The organism is Paraburkholderia sediminicola (assembly GCF_046030555.1).
Lineage (GTDB): Bacteria > Pseudomonadota > Gammaproteobacteria > Burkholderiales > Burkholderiaceae > Paraburkholderia > Paraburkholderia sediminicola_E.
In genome coordinates this window covers 249,326-267,698 of sequence record NZ_JAQQCH010000004.1, presented here as the reverse complement: position 1 = coordinate 267,698, position 18,373 = coordinate 249,326, and the positions used below count along the sequence as shown (strand labels likewise).

Sequence of the window (18,373 nt, the reverse complement as noted above, 5' to 3'; positions counted from 1 at the left end):
TTGCGCTGCCACGGCGACGTTGAGTCAGTGGTCGGCTAAGCGCTTTGACAGATTTTCTCGGCCAGCAAAAAATCAAGCATCATTTCCTGCACGGCGTCGACCATCTGGACGCCGTTCGCCGTCTTGCAGCCCACTGACTGCGCCGCCTTCAGAAACGGCGTCACGCCGTGCCCGGCAATCACGTCGCCCACGAACATCGCCGAATCCAACAGGTCCCCCGAGACTGGAAGGGGGTCATTCTCTGCCAGGCCCATGGGTGTCGCGTTGAACACCAGTGTGCATCCTGTCGGATCGGCTGGCCCAACGCGCACTCGCCCCCGGCCGAGGTCGGCAATGAGTCCGTTCAGGTGGGTCGAGCGAGATTCGTCGGCATCGTGGATGATGAGTTCGCGTACACCCGCCTCGAGCAAGGCGATCGCGATCGCACTGCCTGCCGCCCCCGCGCCGACTAGCAATGCACGGCCGTCTTTCACGCGTGCGCCGTGATCGATCTGTGCTTTTACAAACGCGAGGCCGTCGAGTATATCGCCGTGCCACGAACCGTCGGCGTTGCGACGCATGACGCTTACCGCACAAAGCAATCGCGTAGTGTCGGAACTGGTCGCGCAGTAGTCGAATGCCGAGTGTTTATGCGGCATCGTGACAAGCAGGCCATCGACGTTTCCAGTCAGTGTCAGCGCATGCATGACCGCATCCAGATCGTCTTTCGCTACCTGCATGGGCAGGCAAAGGCCATTGTGACCTCGCGATTCAAAGCCACGGGTCAACCGCTGCGGCGACTTTACGAACTTGATCGGGTCGCCGATGATCGGGAACAGTCGTGTGGCACCATCCAGTTTTTCAGGCATCGGGTTTCCTGCTCGTGGTGCGGGGGAGTGAGTTAGCCGGGACGCTTCTCAAGCACGTCCTTAACGACTGGAAGCGCCGTAAAGACATTCGGCCAGCCCGCATAGAACGCCAGTTGCGTCATGACTTCGGACGCCTGTGCCTCGGACAGTCCGTTATCCATTGCCCGGTTCAGGTGATAGGTTAGTTGAGCGACCTGTCCAGTGGCGACCAACGCGCTGACCGTGACGAGACTACGGTCGCGGGGCGCAAGACCCGGCCGTAGCCACAGGTCGTTGAACAGCGCATCGTGGGTGAATTGAACAACCCCGGGCGAAACGGCGCCGAAGGTTTGCTGAACTGCGCTTTCGCGCTGGGCTTCGGCCGCCTTGTCCAGAGGCAAAAGGCCAACTGTTGCTGGGGGGAGTTGCGCCGCCGTAATCCCATGTCTCTCGAAAACGGCATTCGTTACCTTCACAGCCGCGGTCGCGTTGGCCCAACCGGAGTAGAAAGCCAGATGCGTGATGATTTCCGAAATCTCGCTGGGCTTGAGGCCACTCTCGAGCGCGAGATCGATATAGAACGGCAACTCCGCGCTCTGATTGCGCGCAATCAATACTGAGAGCGTGACCACGCTGCGATCCCGTGCGGACAACTGCGGACGTTTCCACAGGTCGCCCAGCACCACATCGTTCGTATAGCGCTCAAGAGCTGGTGAAACGGTGTCCATTCCGGTGAGCAAGCTGATGGAGGGCGCGCGATCCAGGCTTTCCATGTCAGTTTTCCTTTCGAACTGCGAACAGGCCGCGGTACCGAGCGCAAGCGATATCATCGCGACAGCGAATGTCCTCATCGGCAGTTTCCTCGATAGCGCCTGACCGCATTGAAATGAGTCGATTTACATTGTGTTGTTCGGCGACGCGTAAGCACACTCTGCTCCGACAACCGATCGCAACAAGGGCGACAGAATGAGTAGGCGGTGGCCATATCTGAAATCTAACGTGCCCACGCATGCTCGACTAGGCGCTAGAATCGGCAAACACCTATGAAATGAGTTCATCAATGCGTCGCGAAAGCTACAACGACCTGCTTGCACTGATCGCCGTCGCGCGCGAGCGCAGCTTCACGCGCGCCGCCGCGCAACTCGGCGTATCGCAATCAGCCTTGAGCCATACCATCCGGGCACTCGAAACCCGGCTCGGAATGCGACTTCTAACCCGAACCACGCGCAGCGTCGCGCCGACGGAGGCTGGCGAGCGCCTCATTCGGACCATTACACCCCGTTTTGAAGAGATCGATTCCGAACTGGCGGCCGTGACGGAGTTTCGGGACAAACCTGCGGGCACGATCCGCATCACCGCGACCGATTACGCGACCGAGACGGTTCTGTGGCCCAGGTTATCGCCGGTCCTGCATGAATATCCAGACCTCAAGGTGGAGATCATCACCGACTACGGCCTCTCAGATATCGTGGCAGATCGGTACGACATCGGCGTTCGTCACGGCGATCAGGTAGCGAGAGACATGATCGCGGTCCGCCTCGCGCCAGAAATGCGCATGGCAATCGTCGGGACACCGGAGTACCTCAAGACGCGTGCGTTACCAAGGAAGCCCCAGGATCTGACCGCGCACAACTGCATCAATCTTCGTTTACCGACGCTGGGCGGCTTTTATTCATGGGAGTTAAAGAAGGGCAGTCGCGAGGTGCAGGTTCGCGTCGACGGACAACTCGCTTTCAACGGGACCTACCAGATGCTGGCTGCCGCGTTGTCGGGATACGGCCTGGCTTACATTCCCGCTGACCTCGCCCAGTCTCATGTCGAAGCGGGCCGTCTCGTGAAGGTATTGGAAGAATGGTGCCCTACCTTTCCAGGGCTGCACGCGTGCTATGCGACCCGACGTGAGTTCTCACGGGCGATGACCGTGGTGATCGATGCAATCCGTTATCGCAAGGAATAGCCCAGGAACTGGAATGAGATTCATGAATACAGTTCATGGGGGTTTGCCGTTTTACTGGCTTTATCACTAGATACTATCGACCTATCATCCTCCATACAGACGGCGATCAAAGCGCCCGCTGATGCGCCTTTTCCGGCGCGCACGTTCTGGTAACCGCAGGCGCAGCCTGCATGGAGATGATGAGAATGGACTATCGATATCTGGGGCGCAGCGCTCTCAAGGTTTCGCCCCTGTGCCTGGGTGCAATGATGTTTGGCGGCGAAACGGATGAAGCTACCTCGCGCCGGATTATCGACAAGGCTTTCGACCAGGGTGTCAATTTCCTCGACACTGCCGATGTGTACCACGCTGGCCGATCTGAAGAAATCGTCGGGCGGGCAATTGCGGAGCGACGGGATGACTGGGTCGTGGCGACCAAGTTCGGCTATCCGGCGTCAGCGACCGCCCGCCCAAACGAACAGGGCCAGTCACGCAAATGGATCTACCAGACGGTCGACGCCAGCCTGAAGCGCCTTGGCACCGACTACATCGACATTCTCTACTGCCACCGGTCGCTTGTTGACGCGCCGCTCGAGGAAGGGATTCGCGCCATCGGCGACCTCATTCGTCAGGGTAAGGTGCGTTACTTCGGTCTGTCCAACTTCCGCGCCTGGCGTATTGCGGAGATCGTGCGCCTTGCCGATCAGTTGGGCATCGATCGCCCCGTTGCGATCGAACCGGTCTACAACATGGTCGACCGCACCGCCGAGGTCGAGCTGATGCCCGCGGCTGGACACTACGGCATTGGCGTCGTGCCCTACAGCCCCCTCGCCAGGGGTGTATTGACCGGCAAATATGCACCCAACGGTGCGCCGCCTGCCGACTCCCGTGTTGCGCGCGGTGACAAGCGCATCCAGCAGACCGAGTGGCGTCCGGAATCTCTCGCCATCGCACAGAAGATCGCCGCGTACGCCACTGAGCGTGGCACCACCTCGATAGCATTCGCCATTGCGTGGGTGCTCAGGAACGAGCTTGTGAGTTCCGCTATCGCTGGGCCACGCACGGAAGCGCATTGGGACAGCTACATGGACGCGTTGACGCTGCAAATCGGACCGGACGACGAGAAGTTTGTCAACAGTCTGGTGCCCGCTGGGCATGCATCGACGGCCGGCTATACGGACCCGAACTATCCGGTTGAAGGCCGCCGCGTGACCAGTTGATCCGCCGACAGAGAGTATTGCTGACTATCGTACCTGTACGAGTTGAGGGAACTGAACGTGAATATAACTTTTGAGAACAAGGTTGCACTCGTCACGGGTGCGGGCTCCGGCCTTGGTTTGGCGACGGCGAAGGCGTTTGCCTTGTCGGGGGCTTCGGTCGTGCTGGCAGACTGGGATAGAGAGACCGTGGAGTCGGCGGCCGACGAACTGAAGGACCGAGGTTGTGCGGTCCTCGCTGTGCATTGCGACGTGGCGGACGATGCACAGGTAGAGGCAATCGTCGCGCAAACCGTGTCGACCTTTGGAAGACTGGATATCGCCTACAACAACGCTGGCGTCCAAAATGTTCTTGCTGAAACAGCCGACTCGACGCGAGACGACTACGATCGCGTGATGTCGATCAATCTGGGCGGTGTCTGGAGTTGCATGAGATTCGAACTGCAACAGATGCGCCGGCAGGGCAACGGTGCGATCGTCAACTGCTCGTCTTTGGGCGGCCTCGTCGGCGGCCCGGAGCGCGGCACCTATCACGCTGCGAAGCATGGCGTACTGGGACTGACCAAGAGTGCCGCCCTTGAGTACGCGGCACGAGGTGTCCGGATCAACGCCATCTGCCCGGGTCTGTTCTGGACGCCGATGGCCGAGCAGATGGCAGCCTCCGGCCAGAGCGAAGCCCTTGATTCACTCCTGAAGGCGGTTCCGATGGGCAGATATGGGAAACCGGAAGAGATCGCCGACGTTGTCCTCTGGCTTTGCAGCGATGCTTCGAGCTATGTGACCGGTCAGTCCATTTCCGTCGACGGCGGCTTCATCATGCGATGAGCGAGGCGCAGCGCAACGAACCGAGCCGGTTGCCATGACAAGCAATACGCCCATCCTCCGCAAAAAACGCTCTAAAGAAAACTGTCCAGCGCCTTCGCGAGCCTGGCCACCGCACCGTCAACGTCATGCAATTTGTCCAAGCCGAATAATCCGATGCGGAAGGTCTTGAAATCTGCAGGCTCGTCGCATTGAAGGGGAACGCCAGGTGCGATCTGCAAGCCGGCATCAGCGAACTTCTTGCCGGATCGTATTCCGTCATCGTCCGTGTAGCTGACGACGACGCCCGGAGCCTCAAAACCTTCGGCCGCCACGCTCTTGAAACCGTTGTCCGCGAGCAGTGAGCGAACGCGCTTGCCGAGTTCAAGCTGCTCTGTTTTCACTTTGTCGAAGCCGTATGCCTCGGTTTCCTTCATGACGTCACGCAACGTCGCGAGACTGTCCGTGGGCATCGTTGCGTGGTACGCGAACGCACCGTTCTCGTAGGCTTCCATGATCTGCAACCATTTGCGAAGATCGCAAGCGAAGCTGGTGCTAGTTGTTTCGTCGATTCTTTCACGGGCGAGTGGGCTAAGCATGACCAGCCCGCAGCACGGTGACGCGCTCCATCCCTTTTGCGGCGCGCTGATCAGGACGTCAACGCCGCTCGCCTTCATGTCGACCCAGACTGTGCCGGAGGCAATGCAATCCAGTACAAACATGCCACCGACGGCATGCACAGCATCGGCCACCGCGCGCAAATAAGCGTCTGGCAGCATGATCCCGGACGCGGTTTCGACATGCGGCGCAAAGACGAGATCCGGCTTGTTTTCCCTGATCGCAGCGACCACCTCTTCGATCGGTGGTGGTGCATAGGCAGCCTGTCTCCCTTGTTCGACCGGGCGCGCCTTCAGCACGATGGATTCAGATGGAATACTGCCCATGTCGAAAATCTGCGACCAGCGAAAACTGAACCAGCCATTGCGAATCACCAGACACTTCTTGCCCGTCGCGAACTGCCGGGCAACGGCTTCCATGCCGAACGTCCCGCTGCCCGGGACGACCACGGCCGACTTCGCGTTGTAGACTTTCTTCAGAGAATCGGAAATGTCGCGCATCACTCCTTGAAAGAGCTGCGACATATGATTGATGGATCGGTCGGTGTAAACGACTGAATATTCGAGGAGTCCCTCGCGGTCGACATCGGGAAGTAGGCCTGGCACGTTTGTCTCCGGTTATTAGATAAATATAAGGATTGAAAACAGATTCTAACCGTTACCCGCTGGTACGTTTGGCTATCCACCCAGCAGACCTTTTAATCCGCTATTACGTTAGCACTGTCGAGCGCGTCGGATTGAGAGTGTGCATGGCTTGCGGCGCAACACGCTTCCGGGTAGCCATGTGCGAACGGCAGGACGGCGACCTGAGGCCGCCGCACGAACAGAGACATCCGAACGTCGGCTTCGGCCGATGCTCAGCCGGTCTTGACCGTCATGCCTTCGTGCGCGATTTCAAGGGTTTCGACCGCCACTTCGTTTCCATCGGCTTTCAGATCGGTGCCTGTGATCCTGGTCGGCCATGCGTTGAGCAGCGTCCACACCATGGTGGCGTTGCCGTTTTCGTCGAGCAGCCTGATTACCACCGGCACTTGCTTGATGGTGTTCATTTCGATCTGGGAATACCAGGCCCAGAAATGGTTGTCCTTGGCGAACACGCCCTTCTTCAACGTGACGTTGCCGACCTTCGTGATGCCAGGTATCTTCACGGTGGCAAACTGTTTGCTGTTGTCGGCACGGTGTTCGACGACCTGGGTTTCGGTTTCGAGCCCGGATACTTCCTGAAAGGTTAGATTCTGCTGGTCACCGATATCCACGGAAAAGTAGAACTTCGGTAACGGCCAGACACTCTGATCTTGTGCTTCACTTGCCATAGTCGATTCTCCTTGTCTGTGCAATCAGGAAGCGTTTGGTTCGCCGTGGCACTCGTTTGCACGTCAGCCCCACCTTCACCAGCGAATTCTGGAAAAAGAACAAGATGGAAGCCACGCATTCGATAAGGATAGCCGAACCGGAAGACGCGGCGCGTATCGCGGTACTGGGCGCACATGTCTGGGTGCATACCTATGCGGCCGCGGGCGTGTCTGACGTCATTGCGCAATATGTTCTGACGACATTTACGCCCCAAAAAATCCTGGCTCTGGTGAACGATCCGGATATCGTTCTATTGGTTTCAGAAGCAGATGCCAATCTTGCCGGTTATGTTGTCATCCGCTTCAGCTCGCACCATGCCGACGTTCCCGTCGAAATTGAAACGCTCTACATTCAAAACTCTTTTGCCAGGCGCGGAATTGGATCGGCATTGCTGAGTCACGCTAGAGACATTGTGATGGCAAGAACCGGAAGTCGATCAGTCTGGCTTGCGGTCAACTCACAAAATGCAAAGGCAATCTCTTTCTATCATTCTCGGGGTATGACGTGGGACGGAATAGCATATTTTGAACTAGACGGCGTCAAACACGAGAACATAGTGATGGCCTCAAGGGGGTGACGGGCTTCTTGCGGTCACGAGACGACGTCAACATCGCCAAAATCATGATGAACGACGCGCTTTGAGCGGCTCATGAGCGACCGCTTCCGAGAAACACAAGTGACCATTTCCGGCCGGTCACTCGCTTGTTCGGATGGACAGTAGGACGTCCGTTCTTCTCAGGAAGCGGCCTTCACACGTCGAACTTGCGGGACTGTTCGTCGGCCATTGTCGCCGTTCGCACATCGGCTCAGTGCGTACAGTTCTGGACTGCGTATGCGCATTGCTCGCCCTTCGTTAGTACACCGCCTGTTGGCCCGCTATAGTTCACCCGGGACACTGACCCGTTGGTCATCACGACGGAGACGTTGCTTGAATTGCTGGTGGACACGATGGAGCAGTATCAGCAGGAACTCGAATGTGACCGCGAGTTGTACCAGGCAATCGCGCTCGACGCGAAGGGCGTCGCGCACAGCCGCATCACAGCACGTCAGGCGGCAAACCTGCTTGTAGAGGCATCGCAAAGGGCGAAGGAACCCGTAGCTGCAGCAAACGTTCCAGAGCGCGAAAGCTTGCCAGAGAAAAACGCGGCGGTGTTAAAAGGCGACGCATTGCAGCGGCGGATCGTCACGTCTCACCAGGCGATCAGGAAAGGCCGCTGGGGGGCAGGGTAGTGCGTCCGAATCGTTCAAAGCCCAATGATTGGGACGCGCGACCGGCCTCGGCGACGCTCATGCCGATCGCGACAAGCAGCGGTCACTCGACGACCAAGCGTAAATCACTGACAATCCATCGCTGTACGGCACGAACGCACGCTACCTTACCAGGAGCTGTCGGCAAAATGGCGAGCCCAACGAATTCCGGCAGTGCAGAGCCTCCCGCCCACCGGCTGGTGATCATCGAGGGCATCATGGGCTCAGGCAAGTCGACGATGATGCGCTTCATCGTTAGGAATCTGCAAGATTCGGGGTGGCCGGCATTGCCTTTACATGAAAGGACGGAGCCGCACCCGGTGCGAGCGACGGACGAACTTGAACACTGGTTCGAGCCGTGGCGGGACGCGACACCGCAGCAACTCGCCGACCGTGCATTGGCCAGATGGGCCGCATTCGTCGAGGCGACGCAGAGGGTTTCTCACATCCCTGTGATGGACGGTCAACTGTTTCATGGAGACCTGACTCACCTGCTGCTGATGGAGGCCGATTCTGCGCTGATTTCTGAATACATTGAAAGCAAACACATTGCCTCTCAACACTACATGAAAACGTTCATATCGGCCGTTCTGTTTTGTCTATCTACGACAATCGCACACGCTGCGGGAATAAAGTTCGTTCAAATTCCGGCCGATGCCAACGGCCCGGCGTTAAAAGCGATGGTGTGGACGCCGTGCGCAGAGCCTGCCCAAGAGTTACCGATCGGGCCATATGTCCTGAAGGGGCGGCGCGACTGTCCGACCGTTGGCGAAAAGCTTCCCCTGGTTGTCATTTCACATGGCCATGGCGGATCGTTCCTTGGCCACCATGACCTTGCCGAGACGCTTGCCGGCGCCGGCTTTGTCGTCGCAGCAATCAATCATCCAGGCGATACATTCTCTGACATGACTCGCGCGGGCGAGATGTCTGTGTTCGTCGAGCGACCGACCGATATAAAACGTCTTATCGATTACATGTTGAGCGCCGCGCCCGACGCAGCCAGAATCGACCCGGAACGGATCGGTTTTTTTGGCTTCTCGCGTGGCGGCTACGCGGGCCTGGTGTTGGCCGGCGGCACCCCGGATTTCCTGCACGCCGATGTTCCGTGCCCGGACCCGAAAGCCCCGATTTGCGAACAGATCCGACGTCGAGAGGTATCCACCGATCCCTTGACTCACGACGCGCGGATCAAAGCCTTTGTCCTGGCGGACCCGCTCAATGTATTCCCAACCGCGGAGAGCCTGAAGAATGTGAAAGCGCCCATTCAACTTTGGGCTTCTCAGTTCGGCGGCGATGGCGTGCTGCCGCGCAACGCTCCCGCACTCGCCAACACCCTTCCTCACAGACCTGAATATCACCTTGTTTCCAACGCAGCGCATTTAGCCTTTCTTGCGCCATGCTCCGCGGCAATGAAGAACGATGCGCCGGAACTCTGCGTAGATGCGAACGGCTTCGATCGCACAGTTTTTCACAAGCAGCTTGACGAAATGGCGCTGACGTTTTTTCAAGCGAATGTTCGGTAGATCTGAACGTGGTCCGCGCTGACCGCGCGTGTCAGATAAGTCGGCTCGGCGAGCGGCCTTTGGATCTCTTGGATTCAACCGGTCGACGCAATACATTGATAAAACTGTTCGGCCGGTGTCTGGAAGTTTAGTGTTTTTCTGGGTCGCTCGTTGAGTCGCCTCGCGACGGAATTAAGTTTCGACTGGGAATACGCTGAGACATCGATTCCCTTCGGGAAGTACTCTCTGCGCAACACCGTTGGTGTTTTCGTTCGATCCGCGCTGCCATAGCGCATGTGGATCGCAGAAATAGATTTTGATGTCGGTCGCCACAGTGAAGCGCTTATGGTAGGCCAATTCCTTCCCACGATCCCAGGTCAACGATTTGTATAGCTCTTGCGGCAGAGGGCGTCGCAACCCGCATTTATGAGGGGCTCGAAGCGTGGCTGAGAGCGTCTGGGGCGAAGTGGTTACGCCTTGGCGTCATCGTCGGAAACAATCGTGCGGAGCGGTTTTGGGAGCGAAGTGGGTTCCTTGATGTACGCCGTCGACGCGGCGTGCAAATGAAGGATAGGGTTCACTCGCTGCGCGTTATGGTCAAGCCGTTGACTGGAGCGAGTCTCCCCGAATATCTAAACGTTGTACCGCGGGATTGTCCGGATTCGGCCTAAGCATGGGATGCGGTCAACCCGGACCGTTTGCAAGCTTGCTACGGTCAGTCGCGGTGAGCGAATCGTTACGGCACGGGCGTCATTTCTGACACGTCTGACGCGTTAAAAGCGCGGTCGGGCGCACTCAACGCGGCAACTACGTGCGACGCGCGATACCGCGAGCCAAACTGCTGACGCTTTCAACAAAGCAGAACATTGATGCTCTCCGCCGCGGCGCGAGACACCTTGAGGAGTCGCGCTTCCCCCATGCCTTCGCGTGCACTCGCAGACAGCCCCGACATGACGGTCGATATAAAGTCCGTGACAACGTCGGCGATTTTTGGATGGGTTGCGGCAACAAAGGCTCTAACCTGCGCGCGCCTGCTTTCTGCCGTCCGCCGCGCCATCACCACGCTTTCGCTTTCACCGCTGCCGCGCGCCGCTTCGAGCACCAGACAGCCCGGGCGCTCCGGATCGCGTGCATACGTTCGGGCCGCACGCTCAAGCAGGTCAGCGAGCGCTTCGCCCGTTGGCCGACCGCCCCACAGCACGTCCGCAAGCGGAATTTCGGTGCGCGCATAGCGGTCCAGGACGCGTTCAAAGAACGCTGCCTTGCTGCCAAACGCCATGTAAAAGCTTGGGGGTTTGATGCCGAGTGCTTCTGTCAGCGCGCTCAATCCAACGCCATCGTAGCCTGCCGCGTGGAACAAACGTTGACCAACGGCCAAAGCTGCTTCGGGGTCGAAGGCTCGAGGGCGACCGCGGCTCGGCCTCGTTTCCGATTTTAAATTAGTGATCACTATAAAAATCCCTTGTGCTGTCGTTTTCTGAAATATATAGTGATCGCTAATTTAATTCAAGGAGGTCGTTATGACGGTTTCAGACGAATCCCCGTTTCGTGGCAAGTCGGTGATGGTCGTGGGCGGCAGTCGCGGCATTGGTGCAGCCATCGTCGCGTCGTTTGCCGCAGCCGGCGCGACGGTTCGTTTCACGTACGCAGGATCGCGCGACGCAGCCGAAGCGCTCGCCACGTCCACTGGCTCGATAGCCATCCACGGTGATGCGGCGGATCGCGACCACCTCCTTGCATCAGTTCGTGAAGCGGGCGTGCTCGATGTTTTCGTCTACAACGCGGGGCTCCTCGAGAGCGGCGATCCACTGACGCTTGACCCCGACGCAGTCGACCGGCTGATCGACGTGAACGTACGCGGGCCGTATCACGCCTTCGTCGAGGCCGCGCGGCGCATGGCCGATGGCGGCCGGATCATCGCAATCGGATCCGTACACGGAGACAGAATGCCTTTTTCGGGGTTCACCGCATATGGCATGAGCAAGTCGGCGTTGCAAGGACTGGCGAGAGGTCTTGCCCGCGACTTCGGTCCGCGCGGCATCACGGTCAACGTCGTGCAGCCTGGACCCACCGATACGGATATGAATCCGGCCGACGGCCCGCTCGTACAGCGGATGCACGACGAGATGGCAATCCGCAGGCACGGTACCGCTGAAGAAGTGGCGAGTCTCGTGCGGTACCTCGCTTCGCCGCCTGCGCGTGGCATCACGGGCGCGATGCACACCATCGACGGCGGGTTTGGCGCATGAAAGCCCGGAGAAACGTGTGACGTACGAAAACGAAACCCCCGTGACGATCTACGTGACCTATTCCGGATCTGCGGACGCCCGTTTTGATCGCGCCTGGTACGTTGAACGTCATTTGCCGCTCGTCATGACTAGCTGGTCCCAGTACGGCCTGGAAAGTGTTACTGCCTTTTTCCCGGCAGGCCAGCAGACCAGAACGCTGGCCATCTGCGAATGCAGGTTCCGCGATCAGGGCGCCCTCGATGCGGCGTTCAACTCGCCGGAAGCACCTGCAGTCATGGCCGACGTACCCCGATTCACCGACATCGCGCCTCGACGCGCGCGTGCCGTTTTGCTCTGAACAGGAGATTCCAATGACTCAACCATTTGCCCCATGGACGACCACTCGCTCGCGCACCGTCCGTCACGGCCACTTCTGGATTCCGGGCGAACGCGTCGCCATTGGCGACAAGACGTATCAGCGCGGATCGATGTACGTGGAATGGGAAGCGCCGGAACGGGTTACACGCCAATGGCCGATTGTTCTCATGCACGGGGGCGGTTTCCAGGGCACCGAATGGTTCGACACACCGGACGGACGTCCTGGGTGGGCGCAACGGCTGGTTGAGGCGGGTTATGCGGTGCTCGTAGTCGACCGGCCCGGGCACGGCCGCTCGCCATATCACGTCGACACCATGGGGACCATGGGACCGCCGTTCTCGTACGAAGGGGGCCGGCAGATTTACTTCCCTGGCGACGATCCGCGTCATACGCAATGGCCGTTTGCATCGGACGATGAATCGGCCATGGATGAGTTTATCTCCGGCTACGGTCCGCTGCCGGCCGATCTCGAGGCATCCGAGACGATGGACGCGGATCGCACCGCCGAGTTGCTCGATCGCATTGGGCCCGCAATCCTGATCACGCATTCGGCATCAGGGCCCGACGGCTGGCTCGTAGCTGACCGTCGTCCACATCTCGTCAAGGCCATTGCGGCTATCGAACCGATGGGCCCTCCGTTCGCCGAAATTCCCAACATCGGTCATATGCGCTGGGGCCCCACCGCTGCGCCGTTGAGTTTCGAGCCACCTGCGGCGAGCCCTTGCGATGTGCAGAACGCGGCACCGGGCGTGTATGCACTCCCCGCGCTGGATGATTTGCCGATCCTGATCGTGACAGCAGAGGCGTCCGAATTCGCCGCGGCCAGCCCACCTACCGCCGCCTTTCTCAACGCGTGCGGCGCATCGGCCGAGCTGATGGACCTTGCTGATCACGGCGTGCGCGGCAACGGGCACGGCCTGATCTATGAAATGAACTCCGACGACGCGCTCGCACCGGTGCTCGAATGGCTCATGTTAAAGACGGAAGCCGCGCGTGAGGAAGCGGTACTTTGACGTTGCATCCACGGTAAAAAAGGAAAAACGCAGATGGATATCGGAATGATTGGCCTCGGCGCAATGGGCCGGGCGATGGCGCTTAATCTCGCGCAAGCGGGCCACACGGTTAAGGCGTGGAACCGTTCAGGTGGGTCGGTAGAAGGCGTGACGATGGTGGCATCACCCGCTGATGCGTTGCAAAGCGACACCGTGCTCACGACGCTGTCCGACGACAGCGTGATCCGCTCGGTCCTGCTTGAACCTGGCGTGCTAAAGCACGCGAAACAGGGGCTCGTGCACGTCGTCACGTCGACTATTTCCGTGGCCTTCGCACGCGAACTCGTTGTGCTACACGAAGCTGCGGGTATCGACTATGTGTCGGCTCCTATACTCGGGCGTCCCGACGTAGCCGCGAAGGGCGAACTCAACGTGCTGGCCGGCGGCGCGCCGCACGCGCTGACGAAGGTCCGACCCTTGCTCGACGTGATAAGCAAACGCGTCTGGGACATGGGTGCTGATGCGCCGGCAGCGAACGCCGCAAAGATCGCCTGCAATATGATGATCGCTATGGCGATCGAGGCGATGCCGGAAGCCGTGGTGCTGACCGAAGCCAATGGACTTTCTCGCGAGCATTTTTTTGAGCTGATCTTGAACACGCTGTTCGGCAGCCGTTCGTATCAGGTCTATTCGGCGAATATTGCCGCCGGTCAATACGAGGCTGGCTTCAAGGCGTCACTTGGATTGAAGGATCTCCGTCTTGCGTCCGAAGCAGCCGGACAGGCTGGCCGCTCCTTGCCATTGCTCGCGGCCGTGCATGGCCAGATGGCGGCGACCGTTGAAGCGGGCATGGGCGATCGGGACTGGTCGGCGATGGCAGCTTTGACTATTGACCCGAACGCGAAACGGCGCTCGATCGTCCGTTCGTCATTGTCGTGAAGAAATGTGCCCAGCATCGCTCCATTGTTAGCTGATGGCCCGAGACCAGGCTGGTTGATTCAATTGAACGCATGTCTCAGAAGGGTCGCGTGCCGCCGATCGACGTCGGGCAGTGACCGGCCAGGTCCAGTCACTTGAAAATGTTGTACGAACGACCGCTTGCAGTTAGTAAGGAGACTTATCGACAACGTTGGTCTTCGTTTTTCGGCTCACCCTTATCCCTTCTACTGCACCTTCTCTCAGGCGAACTACCTGACAGCCTCTGGTGACGCGAACCGCTACGACACCAGGGACCAGCGCCGGATTAAATAACGCTGTCAGGGACTCACAGACTGTTGCCGCAGAAACACCGGCATATCAGTGGCGGGTGGGAAAATGTCGAGCGTGTAAAGAATGGCCGCTGCCTGGCCACGATGATAGGTGGTGTGATTTACGGCGTGCAAAACCATGTCCTGACGAGTCATGCGTCCTGTACCACCGCCAATGAACTCAAATTGCACGATTTCTGCCAGTTCGTGTTCCGTAGCTGCATCCGCGTAGTTCACATACCACTCGTCAATGCTCCGTTGGTTGACTGCTAATTCCTCGAATGTCGGCCAGTTTTCGGGGTTGCGTGTAGTCAAATTGTGAGGTTTGCCAAGCAGGTGACACTGCCAGACGTAATCCATTGCATACGAATGGTTGAGCGTCCCAATCAGACTGCGAAAGCTGAGTGGTCGCGGTGCGGTAAGCTCTGCAGCGGGAACGGAAGCCACGACTGACAGAAATAGCTCGTCCGCCCAGGCTTTGTAGCGTGTAAGAGTTTGTGTGGCTTTCATGAAACCTCCTGGCTGTATACGGCGAATAGTTCTTTATCTGTCGTACGGTTCTGGCCTATGGTCGGCCGAAGCTCGTGCGCGGATCTGGTCAAATGGCTCATGCTGGGCATGGGGACTCTCAAAAGCATTCCAGAGCTTTCGCAACTCTCGGCCAAGGAGCGGCGACTAGTATGGAGGCAGGCATATCGATGGACATTTCGCCATTGGCAAACCTGGGTTGGCCTGGCTGCTTGCGGTGCATGCGCATATCTGGGTTGCCGTCTGGGGATTGTCTTTGGTCATCCTTTGCTCGGTGCAGCCGTCGGCGGAGGTGTGGGCGGAATCATCTTTTCGCAAGCCTCCATCTACGTTGCGCGGGCGCATTACAGAGACATTCTACTTAGAATTACTCAATAATTTTCGGCTCGAATGACCGACCGCTCCTAAACATGGTGAACGGCGGCTTCGGATCGCATGCCACCAATCGACGTTGGGCACTGTCCGGCCAATATGAGCCGATCGACGTCGATGGACAGATCGATGACAATCCGCAGTGAACAACGTCGCAAGGGCGATCAGAAGAACTCGTCCAGCAAACAGTAGAACGCTATGCGCTGGTGATCAGGTTCTACACCATATTCGCGAAAGAATGGCTCTACCCAGTCCTGCCCAAGATTGCGCACAATACTTCGAGCGGTCAGTGCAAGGTCTTGATAGCGGTCACTGACGCCCAGGCGACCGCAGTCGATGAAGCCAGTGAAGCGACTTCCGTCAGCCATGAAATTCGGCAGGCATGCGTCGCCGTGGGTCACTACAAGGTCACCCGTCTCCGGGAGCGTCGACAGCAACTCAGCGAGCACATCCGTAGCGGCCCGTCCTCGCCGCTCATTGTCGAAGTCTGCCTCGTCAACGAGTCCGACGCTCACACGATTCTGGGCGACTGCGATACGCTCTTCGAGGCGATGGTCGAAGGGACATTCCGCGATCGGTACCGCGTGGAGGCTACGTAGAGCCACCGCCAAAATTTCTACGATTTGGAGCGGAGACAGATTGTTAGCGTTGGCCAAATCGCACCCGGGGACGGCCGTCATGAGCAGCCAGTGGCGGTTGTCTTCCATCGCATCACCCAGCACGGTAGGTCCAGGCAGATTGCGCCGGTTCATCCACTGCAGGCGTTCAACCTCACCAGGAAGCTCACTTGGCAAGCCAGTGGGCTCGGACTTTAGAAATAGCTCTTCCCCGCTGCCACACTGGATGCGAAAAACTTCCGCTCCTGATTCGCCAACAACTTGTCGTTCGATAAGTGCTCCAGCGAATTTTTCACGCCACTTCGTCGGGATATGCATGTCGTCACTACGTGGTTTTCAAGTGGAATTTACATAAGCACGTTGGCAAGATTGTGGGCGATCCGGAAATGAGACGCGGCCCCTCCAAAATCCCGAAGAATTTGATGCGGTCCCGAGACGTGGCTCAGCGCTCCTGTCTGTTCGCGGTAAGCTTGCCTGCATGCCAGACGCCACCCTTGCTTTACCGTGCACGATAACAGCCCCGAAAGGGCTGTACGAAAGTTCCGTGCTTCGAGTTATAACCGAAGAGGCTAATACAGCATGAAGCCCCTCGATCTGACCCGTTTCGATCTCAACCTTCTGGTTGTACTTGAGGCGCTTTGGGCCGAAAGGCACGTCGGCCGTGCGGCCGAAAGATTGCATTTGTGCCAGTCCGCAACCAGCCACGCCTTATCGAGGCTGCGTACAGCTTTTGCTGATCAGCTTTTCATTCGTAACCCCCGCGGGATCGCGCCGACGCCGCTGGCCATAGAGTTAATGCCGAGAGTAGCGGCGGTGCTCGAGTCGGTCAGGCTCGTTGCCAGTCCACGCGGCCCGTTCGATCCAAGTCGTTTGCAAGCCGTGCTCTCAGTGGCGGCCACCGACCACGCCGTATTGACCGTCATCGCCCCTGTTCTGGCCAAGATCCAAGCCGCCGCGCCGGACGTCGTGCTGAGGCTCAGGCCGGCCGATGTCGAATCGGCTCTGCGCATGTTAGACGCCGGTGAGCTCGATATCGTGCTTGGGTCGGGCTCTTTTGCCCAGATCCCGCAGCGCTTTGGTTGCCAGCTTGTCCATAAGGAGCGTTTCGTCGGCATCGCGCGCAAAGGCCACCCAGCGCTGGTCAAGCGAGGCAAGAAGCTGCACATGGAATTGGATGACTTCGTCCGCTTGCCCCACATTCTGGTTTCGCCGCGCGGCGATACGCGGGGCGCTGTCGACGATGCATTGGAGAACCTCGGTCGAACCCGTAAGGTGAACGTTACCTGCCCCAGCTTTCTGGCTGTTCCGTTCATGGTCGGCGCCTCGCAATCGATTGCCGTTGTTGCTGAGCGGGTCGCATTGCGGATGCAGGAGACCGCGCAGCTGAGTCTTTTTGAGGTGCCCCTGGCGCTCCCAACTTGGGAGGTGCTCGTTATTCGAGCCCGGGGGCGCGCCAACGAGCCCGCCGTCAAGTGGATTACGAACATGATGATCGCCGATTAAACATCGGCAGGGGCTTGCCGCGGCCGGAGCGACACGGGGCCATGAATCTCGTGCATCGACATGGTGTGTAAATGCCATTAGATCGAATGTCTCGGTCCGCCTAGAGTTCGGTCGTCGTTTATCCAACTCCGCCAGGCGTACCCCATGAAAACAGAGCCCACCTTGGTCATGATCCCTTGCTTCGCGGGGGCCGCGTGGCAGCTTAACCAGTTGACCTACTTGCAGAGCCGCCCCATGCGTACCCTGCGTTTGCCGGACGACGTGTGCGAGCTGGAAACGTTGGCCGACTTCATCGCTGACCAGGTGAAGGACCTCGAGCGCTATGTATTAGTTGGCGATTCGTACGGCGCGGTCTCCTCGATCGCGGTTGCGACGCGGCAGCCGAAGGGCCTTAAGGGCCTGGTGCTCTCTGGTGGTTTTGCCAGGAGCCCGATCACGTCGCGCTTGCTCAAGACGCTGGCAGCGCTTGTCCCGTTCTTCCCCGGGCCCTTTTACCGACAGATGACCCTTCGGGTCCACGCAGCGCAGTTGGCTTCGTCGTTTGACAGGGAGGGGGAGATCCCCTGGTCAACCGGAAAGAGTCGCGCCTTCTTCGTCAAGGAGACGCCCCACAAAGCCTACGTCAACCGCATGCGTTCGATCGAGAAGGTGGACTATACGGCTCTGCTGAAGAAGATCGACGTCCCCACACTGATCCTGACTCCCGAGGAAGACAAGCTGATCGGCGAGGAAGCCGCGGGGATCCTCCTGAAGGGCATAAGGGGGTCGCAGGAAGTCATCATGCCGCGCACCGGCCACATGTTCAGGTTCTCGCATCCCGGCGCCTACTCTCTCGAGATCAGGAAGTTCCTGGAGCGGACATCGCTTTAAGCGTATGCACACGGCCGTGGATAGCGTTTCCGCTGGCAAGTTGCGTGCGCCTTCAACGCGCTGACTAAGGTCCTTGCGGCTATTTGCTGATGGTGTGCAGCACGTTACACGCGTTCACAACTTTTTAGCTGGACGGA

General features: G+C 58.7%; 19 protein-coding genes and 2 pseudogenes. 13 read left to right on the top strand and 8 right to left on the bottom strand.

The window, feature by feature from the left end; translation table 11 throughout:
• Positions 1-35: 35 nt before the first annotated feature.
• Both PQQ52_RS08845 and PQQ52_RS08840 read right to left on the bottom strand, forming a co-directional pair.
• Positions 36-848, bottom strand: coding sequence for a shikimate dehydrogenase family protein (locus PQQ52_RS08845; RefSeq protein WP_408209265.1), 813 nt, complete (start codon positions 846-848; stop codon positions 36-38).
• Between the two features lie 32 nt (positions 849-880).
• Entirely contained in the window at positions 881-1,600 is a 720-nt protein-coding gene (locus PQQ52_RS08840; RefSeq protein ID WP_408209263.1) for a carboxymuconolactone decarboxylase family protein, read from the bottom strand.
• 287 nt (positions 1,601-1,887) lie between these two features.
• On the opposite strand from PQQ52_RS08840, the gene PQQ52_RS08835 reads away from it, so the two are divergent.
• The 3 genes from PQQ52_RS08835 (at position 1,888) to PQQ52_RS08825 (ending at position 4,805) form a co-directional block, all read left to right on the top strand.
• Positions 1,888-2,784 carry a LysR family transcriptional regulator gene (locus tag PQQ52_RS08835; RefSeq protein WP_408209260.1) on the top strand — a complete coding sequence of 299 codons (897 nt, stop codon included), beginning with the start codon at positions 1,888-1,890 and terminating at the stop codon, positions 2,782-2,784.
• Positions 2,785-2,969: 185 nt separating this feature from the next.
• Entirely contained in the window at positions 2,970-3,983 is a 1,014-nt protein-coding gene (locus tag PQQ52_RS08830) for an aldo/keto reductase (RefSeq protein ID WP_408209257.1), read from the top strand.
• A 57-nt stretch (positions 3,984-4,040) separates the two neighbouring features.
• A complete protein-coding gene (locus tag PQQ52_RS08825; RefSeq protein WP_408209600.1) occupies positions 4,041-4,805 on the top strand; it encodes an SDR family NAD(P)-dependent oxidoreductase in 765 nt (254 codons plus the stop codon).
• A gap of 71 nt (positions 4,806-4,876) precedes the next feature.
• On the opposite strand, the gene PQQ52_RS08820 is transcribed toward PQQ52_RS08825, so the two are convergent.
• Positions 4,877-6,004 carry an aminotransferase class V-fold PLP-dependent enzyme gene (locus PQQ52_RS08820; RefSeq protein ID WP_408209255.1) on the bottom strand — a complete coding sequence of 376 codons (1,128 nt, stop codon included), beginning with the start codon at positions 6,002-6,004 and terminating at the stop codon, positions 4,877-4,879.
• A gap of 251 nt (positions 6,005-6,255) precedes the next feature.
• Positions 6,256-6,711, bottom strand: coding sequence for a phage tail protein (locus PQQ52_RS08815; RefSeq protein WP_408209252.1), 456 nt, complete (start codon positions 6,709-6,711; stop codon positions 6,256-6,258).
• A gap of 104 nt (positions 6,712-6,815) precedes the next feature.
• On the opposite strand from PQQ52_RS08815, the gene PQQ52_RS08810 reads away from it, so the two are divergent.
• The 3 genes and pseudogenes from PQQ52_RS08810 to PQQ52_RS08800 all read left to right on the top strand — a co-directional run bounded on the left by PQQ52_RS08810 (position 6,816) and on the right by PQQ52_RS08800 (position 9,522).
• Complete coding sequence (locus PQQ52_RS08810) at positions 6,816-7,328, top strand: GNAT family N-acetyltransferase (RefSeq protein ID WP_408209249.1); 513 nt, start codon at positions 6,816-6,818, stop codon at positions 7,326-7,328.
• Positions 7,329-7,669: 341 nt separating this feature from the next.
• Positions 7,670-7,981, top strand: a pseudogene (locus PQQ52_RS08805) (hypothetical protein); the annotation flags it as partial.
• Positions 7,982-8,565: 584 nt separating this feature from the next.
• Positions 8,566-9,522 carry an alpha/beta hydrolase family protein gene (locus PQQ52_RS08800; protein ID WP_408209597.1) on the top strand — a complete coding sequence of 319 codons (957 nt, stop codon included), beginning with the start codon at positions 8,566-8,568 and terminating at the stop codon, positions 9,520-9,522.
• 74 nt (positions 9,523-9,596) lie between these two features.
• Here the strand turns inward: PQQ52_RS08800 and PQQ52_RS08795 are convergent.
• Positions 9,597-9,906, bottom strand: a pseudogene (locus tag PQQ52_RS08795) (IS30 family transposase); the annotation flags it as partial.
• Here PQQ52_RS08795 and PQQ52_RS08790 point away from each other — a divergent pair.
• Positions 9,858-10,172, top strand: a complete 315-nt coding sequence (locus PQQ52_RS08790) for a GNAT family N-acetyltransferase (protein ID WP_408209594.1) — start codon at positions 9,858-9,860, stop codon at positions 10,170-10,172. The pseudogene PQQ52_RS08795 and the gene PQQ52_RS08790 sit on opposite strands and share 49 nt — an antisense overlap.
• Positions 10,173-10,351: 179 nt before the next feature.
• Here the strand turns inward: PQQ52_RS08790 and PQQ52_RS08785 are convergent, their stop codons facing one another.
• Entirely contained in the window at positions 10,352-10,951 is a 600-nt protein-coding gene (locus PQQ52_RS08785) for a TetR/AcrR family transcriptional regulator (RefSeq protein WP_408209247.1), read from the bottom strand.
• 70 nt (positions 10,952-11,021) lie between these two features.
• Between PQQ52_RS08785 and bdcA the strand changes: the two genes are divergently transcribed.
• From bdcA to PQQ52_RS08765, 4 genes are read left to right on the top strand one after another with little or no spacing between them, the layout of a single operon-like run.
• Positions 11,022-11,750 (top strand): SDR family oxidoreductase, encoded by a 729-nt coding sequence (gene bdcA / locus PQQ52_RS08780; RefSeq protein WP_408209244.1) that lies wholly within the window; start codon positions 11,022-11,024, stop codon positions 11,748-11,750.
• A 16-nt stretch (positions 11,751-11,766) separates the two neighbouring features.
• A complete protein-coding gene (locus tag PQQ52_RS08775; protein WP_408209241.1) occupies positions 11,767-12,087 on the top strand; it encodes an EthD family reductase in 321 nt (106 codons plus the stop codon).
• A gap of 13 nt (positions 12,088-12,100) precedes the next feature.
• Positions 12,101-13,120 (top strand): alpha/beta hydrolase, encoded by a 1,020-nt coding sequence (locus PQQ52_RS08770; protein ID WP_408209240.1) that lies wholly within the window; start codon positions 12,101-12,103, stop codon positions 13,118-13,120.
• Between the two features lie 33 nt (positions 13,121-13,153).
• Positions 13,154-14,038 (top strand): NAD(P)-dependent oxidoreductase, encoded by an 885-nt coding sequence (locus tag PQQ52_RS08765; protein ID WP_408209237.1) that lies wholly within the window; start codon positions 13,154-13,156, stop codon positions 14,036-14,038.
• A gap of 317 nt (positions 14,039-14,355) precedes the next feature.
• Here PQQ52_RS08765 and PQQ52_RS08760 read toward each other — a convergent pair whose 3' ends face one another.
• Positions 14,356-14,856 (bottom strand): DinB family protein, encoded by a 501-nt coding sequence (locus PQQ52_RS08760; RefSeq protein ID WP_408209234.1) that lies wholly within the window; start codon positions 14,854-14,856, stop codon positions 14,356-14,358.
• A gap of 554 nt (positions 14,857-15,410) precedes the next feature.
• A complete protein-coding gene (locus tag PQQ52_RS08755) occupies positions 15,411-16,181 on the bottom strand; it encodes an APH(3')-II family aminoglycoside O-phosphotransferase (RefSeq protein ID WP_408209233.1) in 771 nt (256 codons plus the stop codon).
• Positions 16,182-16,442: 261 nt separating this feature from the next.
• Between PQQ52_RS08755 and PQQ52_RS08750 the strand changes: the two genes are divergently transcribed.
• Together PQQ52_RS08750 and PQQ52_RS08745 are read left to right on the top strand one after the other, a co-directional pair.
• Complete coding sequence (locus PQQ52_RS08750) at positions 16,443-17,366, top strand: LysR family transcriptional regulator (RefSeq protein WP_408209230.1); 924 nt, start codon at positions 16,443-16,445, stop codon at positions 17,364-17,366.
• Between the two features lie 144 nt (positions 17,367-17,510).
• Positions 17,511-18,236 carry an alpha/beta fold hydrolase gene (locus tag PQQ52_RS08745; protein ID WP_408209228.1) on the top strand — a complete coding sequence of 242 codons (726 nt, stop codon included), beginning with the start codon at positions 17,511-17,513 and terminating at the stop codon, positions 18,234-18,236.
• Positions 18,237-18,373: the final 137 nt, after the last annotated feature.

Coding starts and splice junctions, on each gene's coding strand:
- PQQ52_RS08845 (WP_408209265.1), bottom strand. CDS start 848: ATGCCTGAAAAACTGGATGGTGCCACACGACTGTTCCCGATCATCGGC.
- PQQ52_RS08840 (WP_408209263.1), bottom strand. CDS start 1,600: ATGGAAAGCCTGGATCGCGCGCCCTCCATCAGCTTGCTCACCGGAATG.
- PQQ52_RS08835 (WP_408209260.1), top strand. CDS start 1,888: ATGCGTCGCGAAAGCTACAACGACCTGCTTGCACTGATCGCCGTCGCG.
- PQQ52_RS08830 (WP_408209257.1), top strand. CDS start 2,970: ATGGACTATCGATATCTGGGGCGCAGCGCTCTCAAGGTTTCGCCCCTG.
- PQQ52_RS08815 (WP_408209252.1), bottom strand. CDS start 6,711: ATGGCAAGTGAAGCACAAGATCAGAGTGTCTGGCCGTTACCGAAGTTC.
- PQQ52_RS08810 (WP_408209249.1), top strand. CDS start 6,816: ATGGAAGCCACGCATTCGATAAGGATAGCCGAACCGGAAGACGCGGCG.
- PQQ52_RS08800 (WP_408209597.1), top strand. CDS start 8,566: ATGAAAACGTTCATATCGGCCGTTCTGTTTTGTCTATCTACGACAATC.
- bdcA (WP_408209244.1), top strand. CDS start 11,022: ATGACGGTTTCAGACGAATCCCCGTTTCGTGGCAAGTCGGTGATGGTC.
- PQQ52_RS08770 (WP_408209240.1), top strand. CDS start 12,101: ATGACTCAACCATTTGCCCCATGGACGACCACTCGCTCGCGCACCGTC.
- PQQ52_RS08765 (WP_408209237.1), top strand. CDS start 13,154: ATGGATATCGGAATGATTGGCCTCGGCGCAATGGGCCGGGCGATGGCG.
- PQQ52_RS08760 (WP_408209234.1), bottom strand. CDS start 14,856: ATGAAAGCCACACAAACTCTTACACGCTACAAAGCCTGGGCGGACGAG.
- PQQ52_RS08755 (WP_408209233.1), bottom strand. CDS start 16,181: ATGCATATCCCGACGAAGTGGCGTGAAAAATTCGCTGGAGCACTTATC.
- PQQ52_RS08750 (WP_408209230.1), top strand. CDS start 16,443: ATGAAGCCCCTCGATCTGACCCGTTTCGATCTCAACCTTCTGGTTGTA.
- PQQ52_RS08745 (WP_408209228.1), top strand. CDS start 17,511: ATGAAAACAGAGCCCACCTTGGTCATGATCCCTTGCTTCGCGGGGGCC.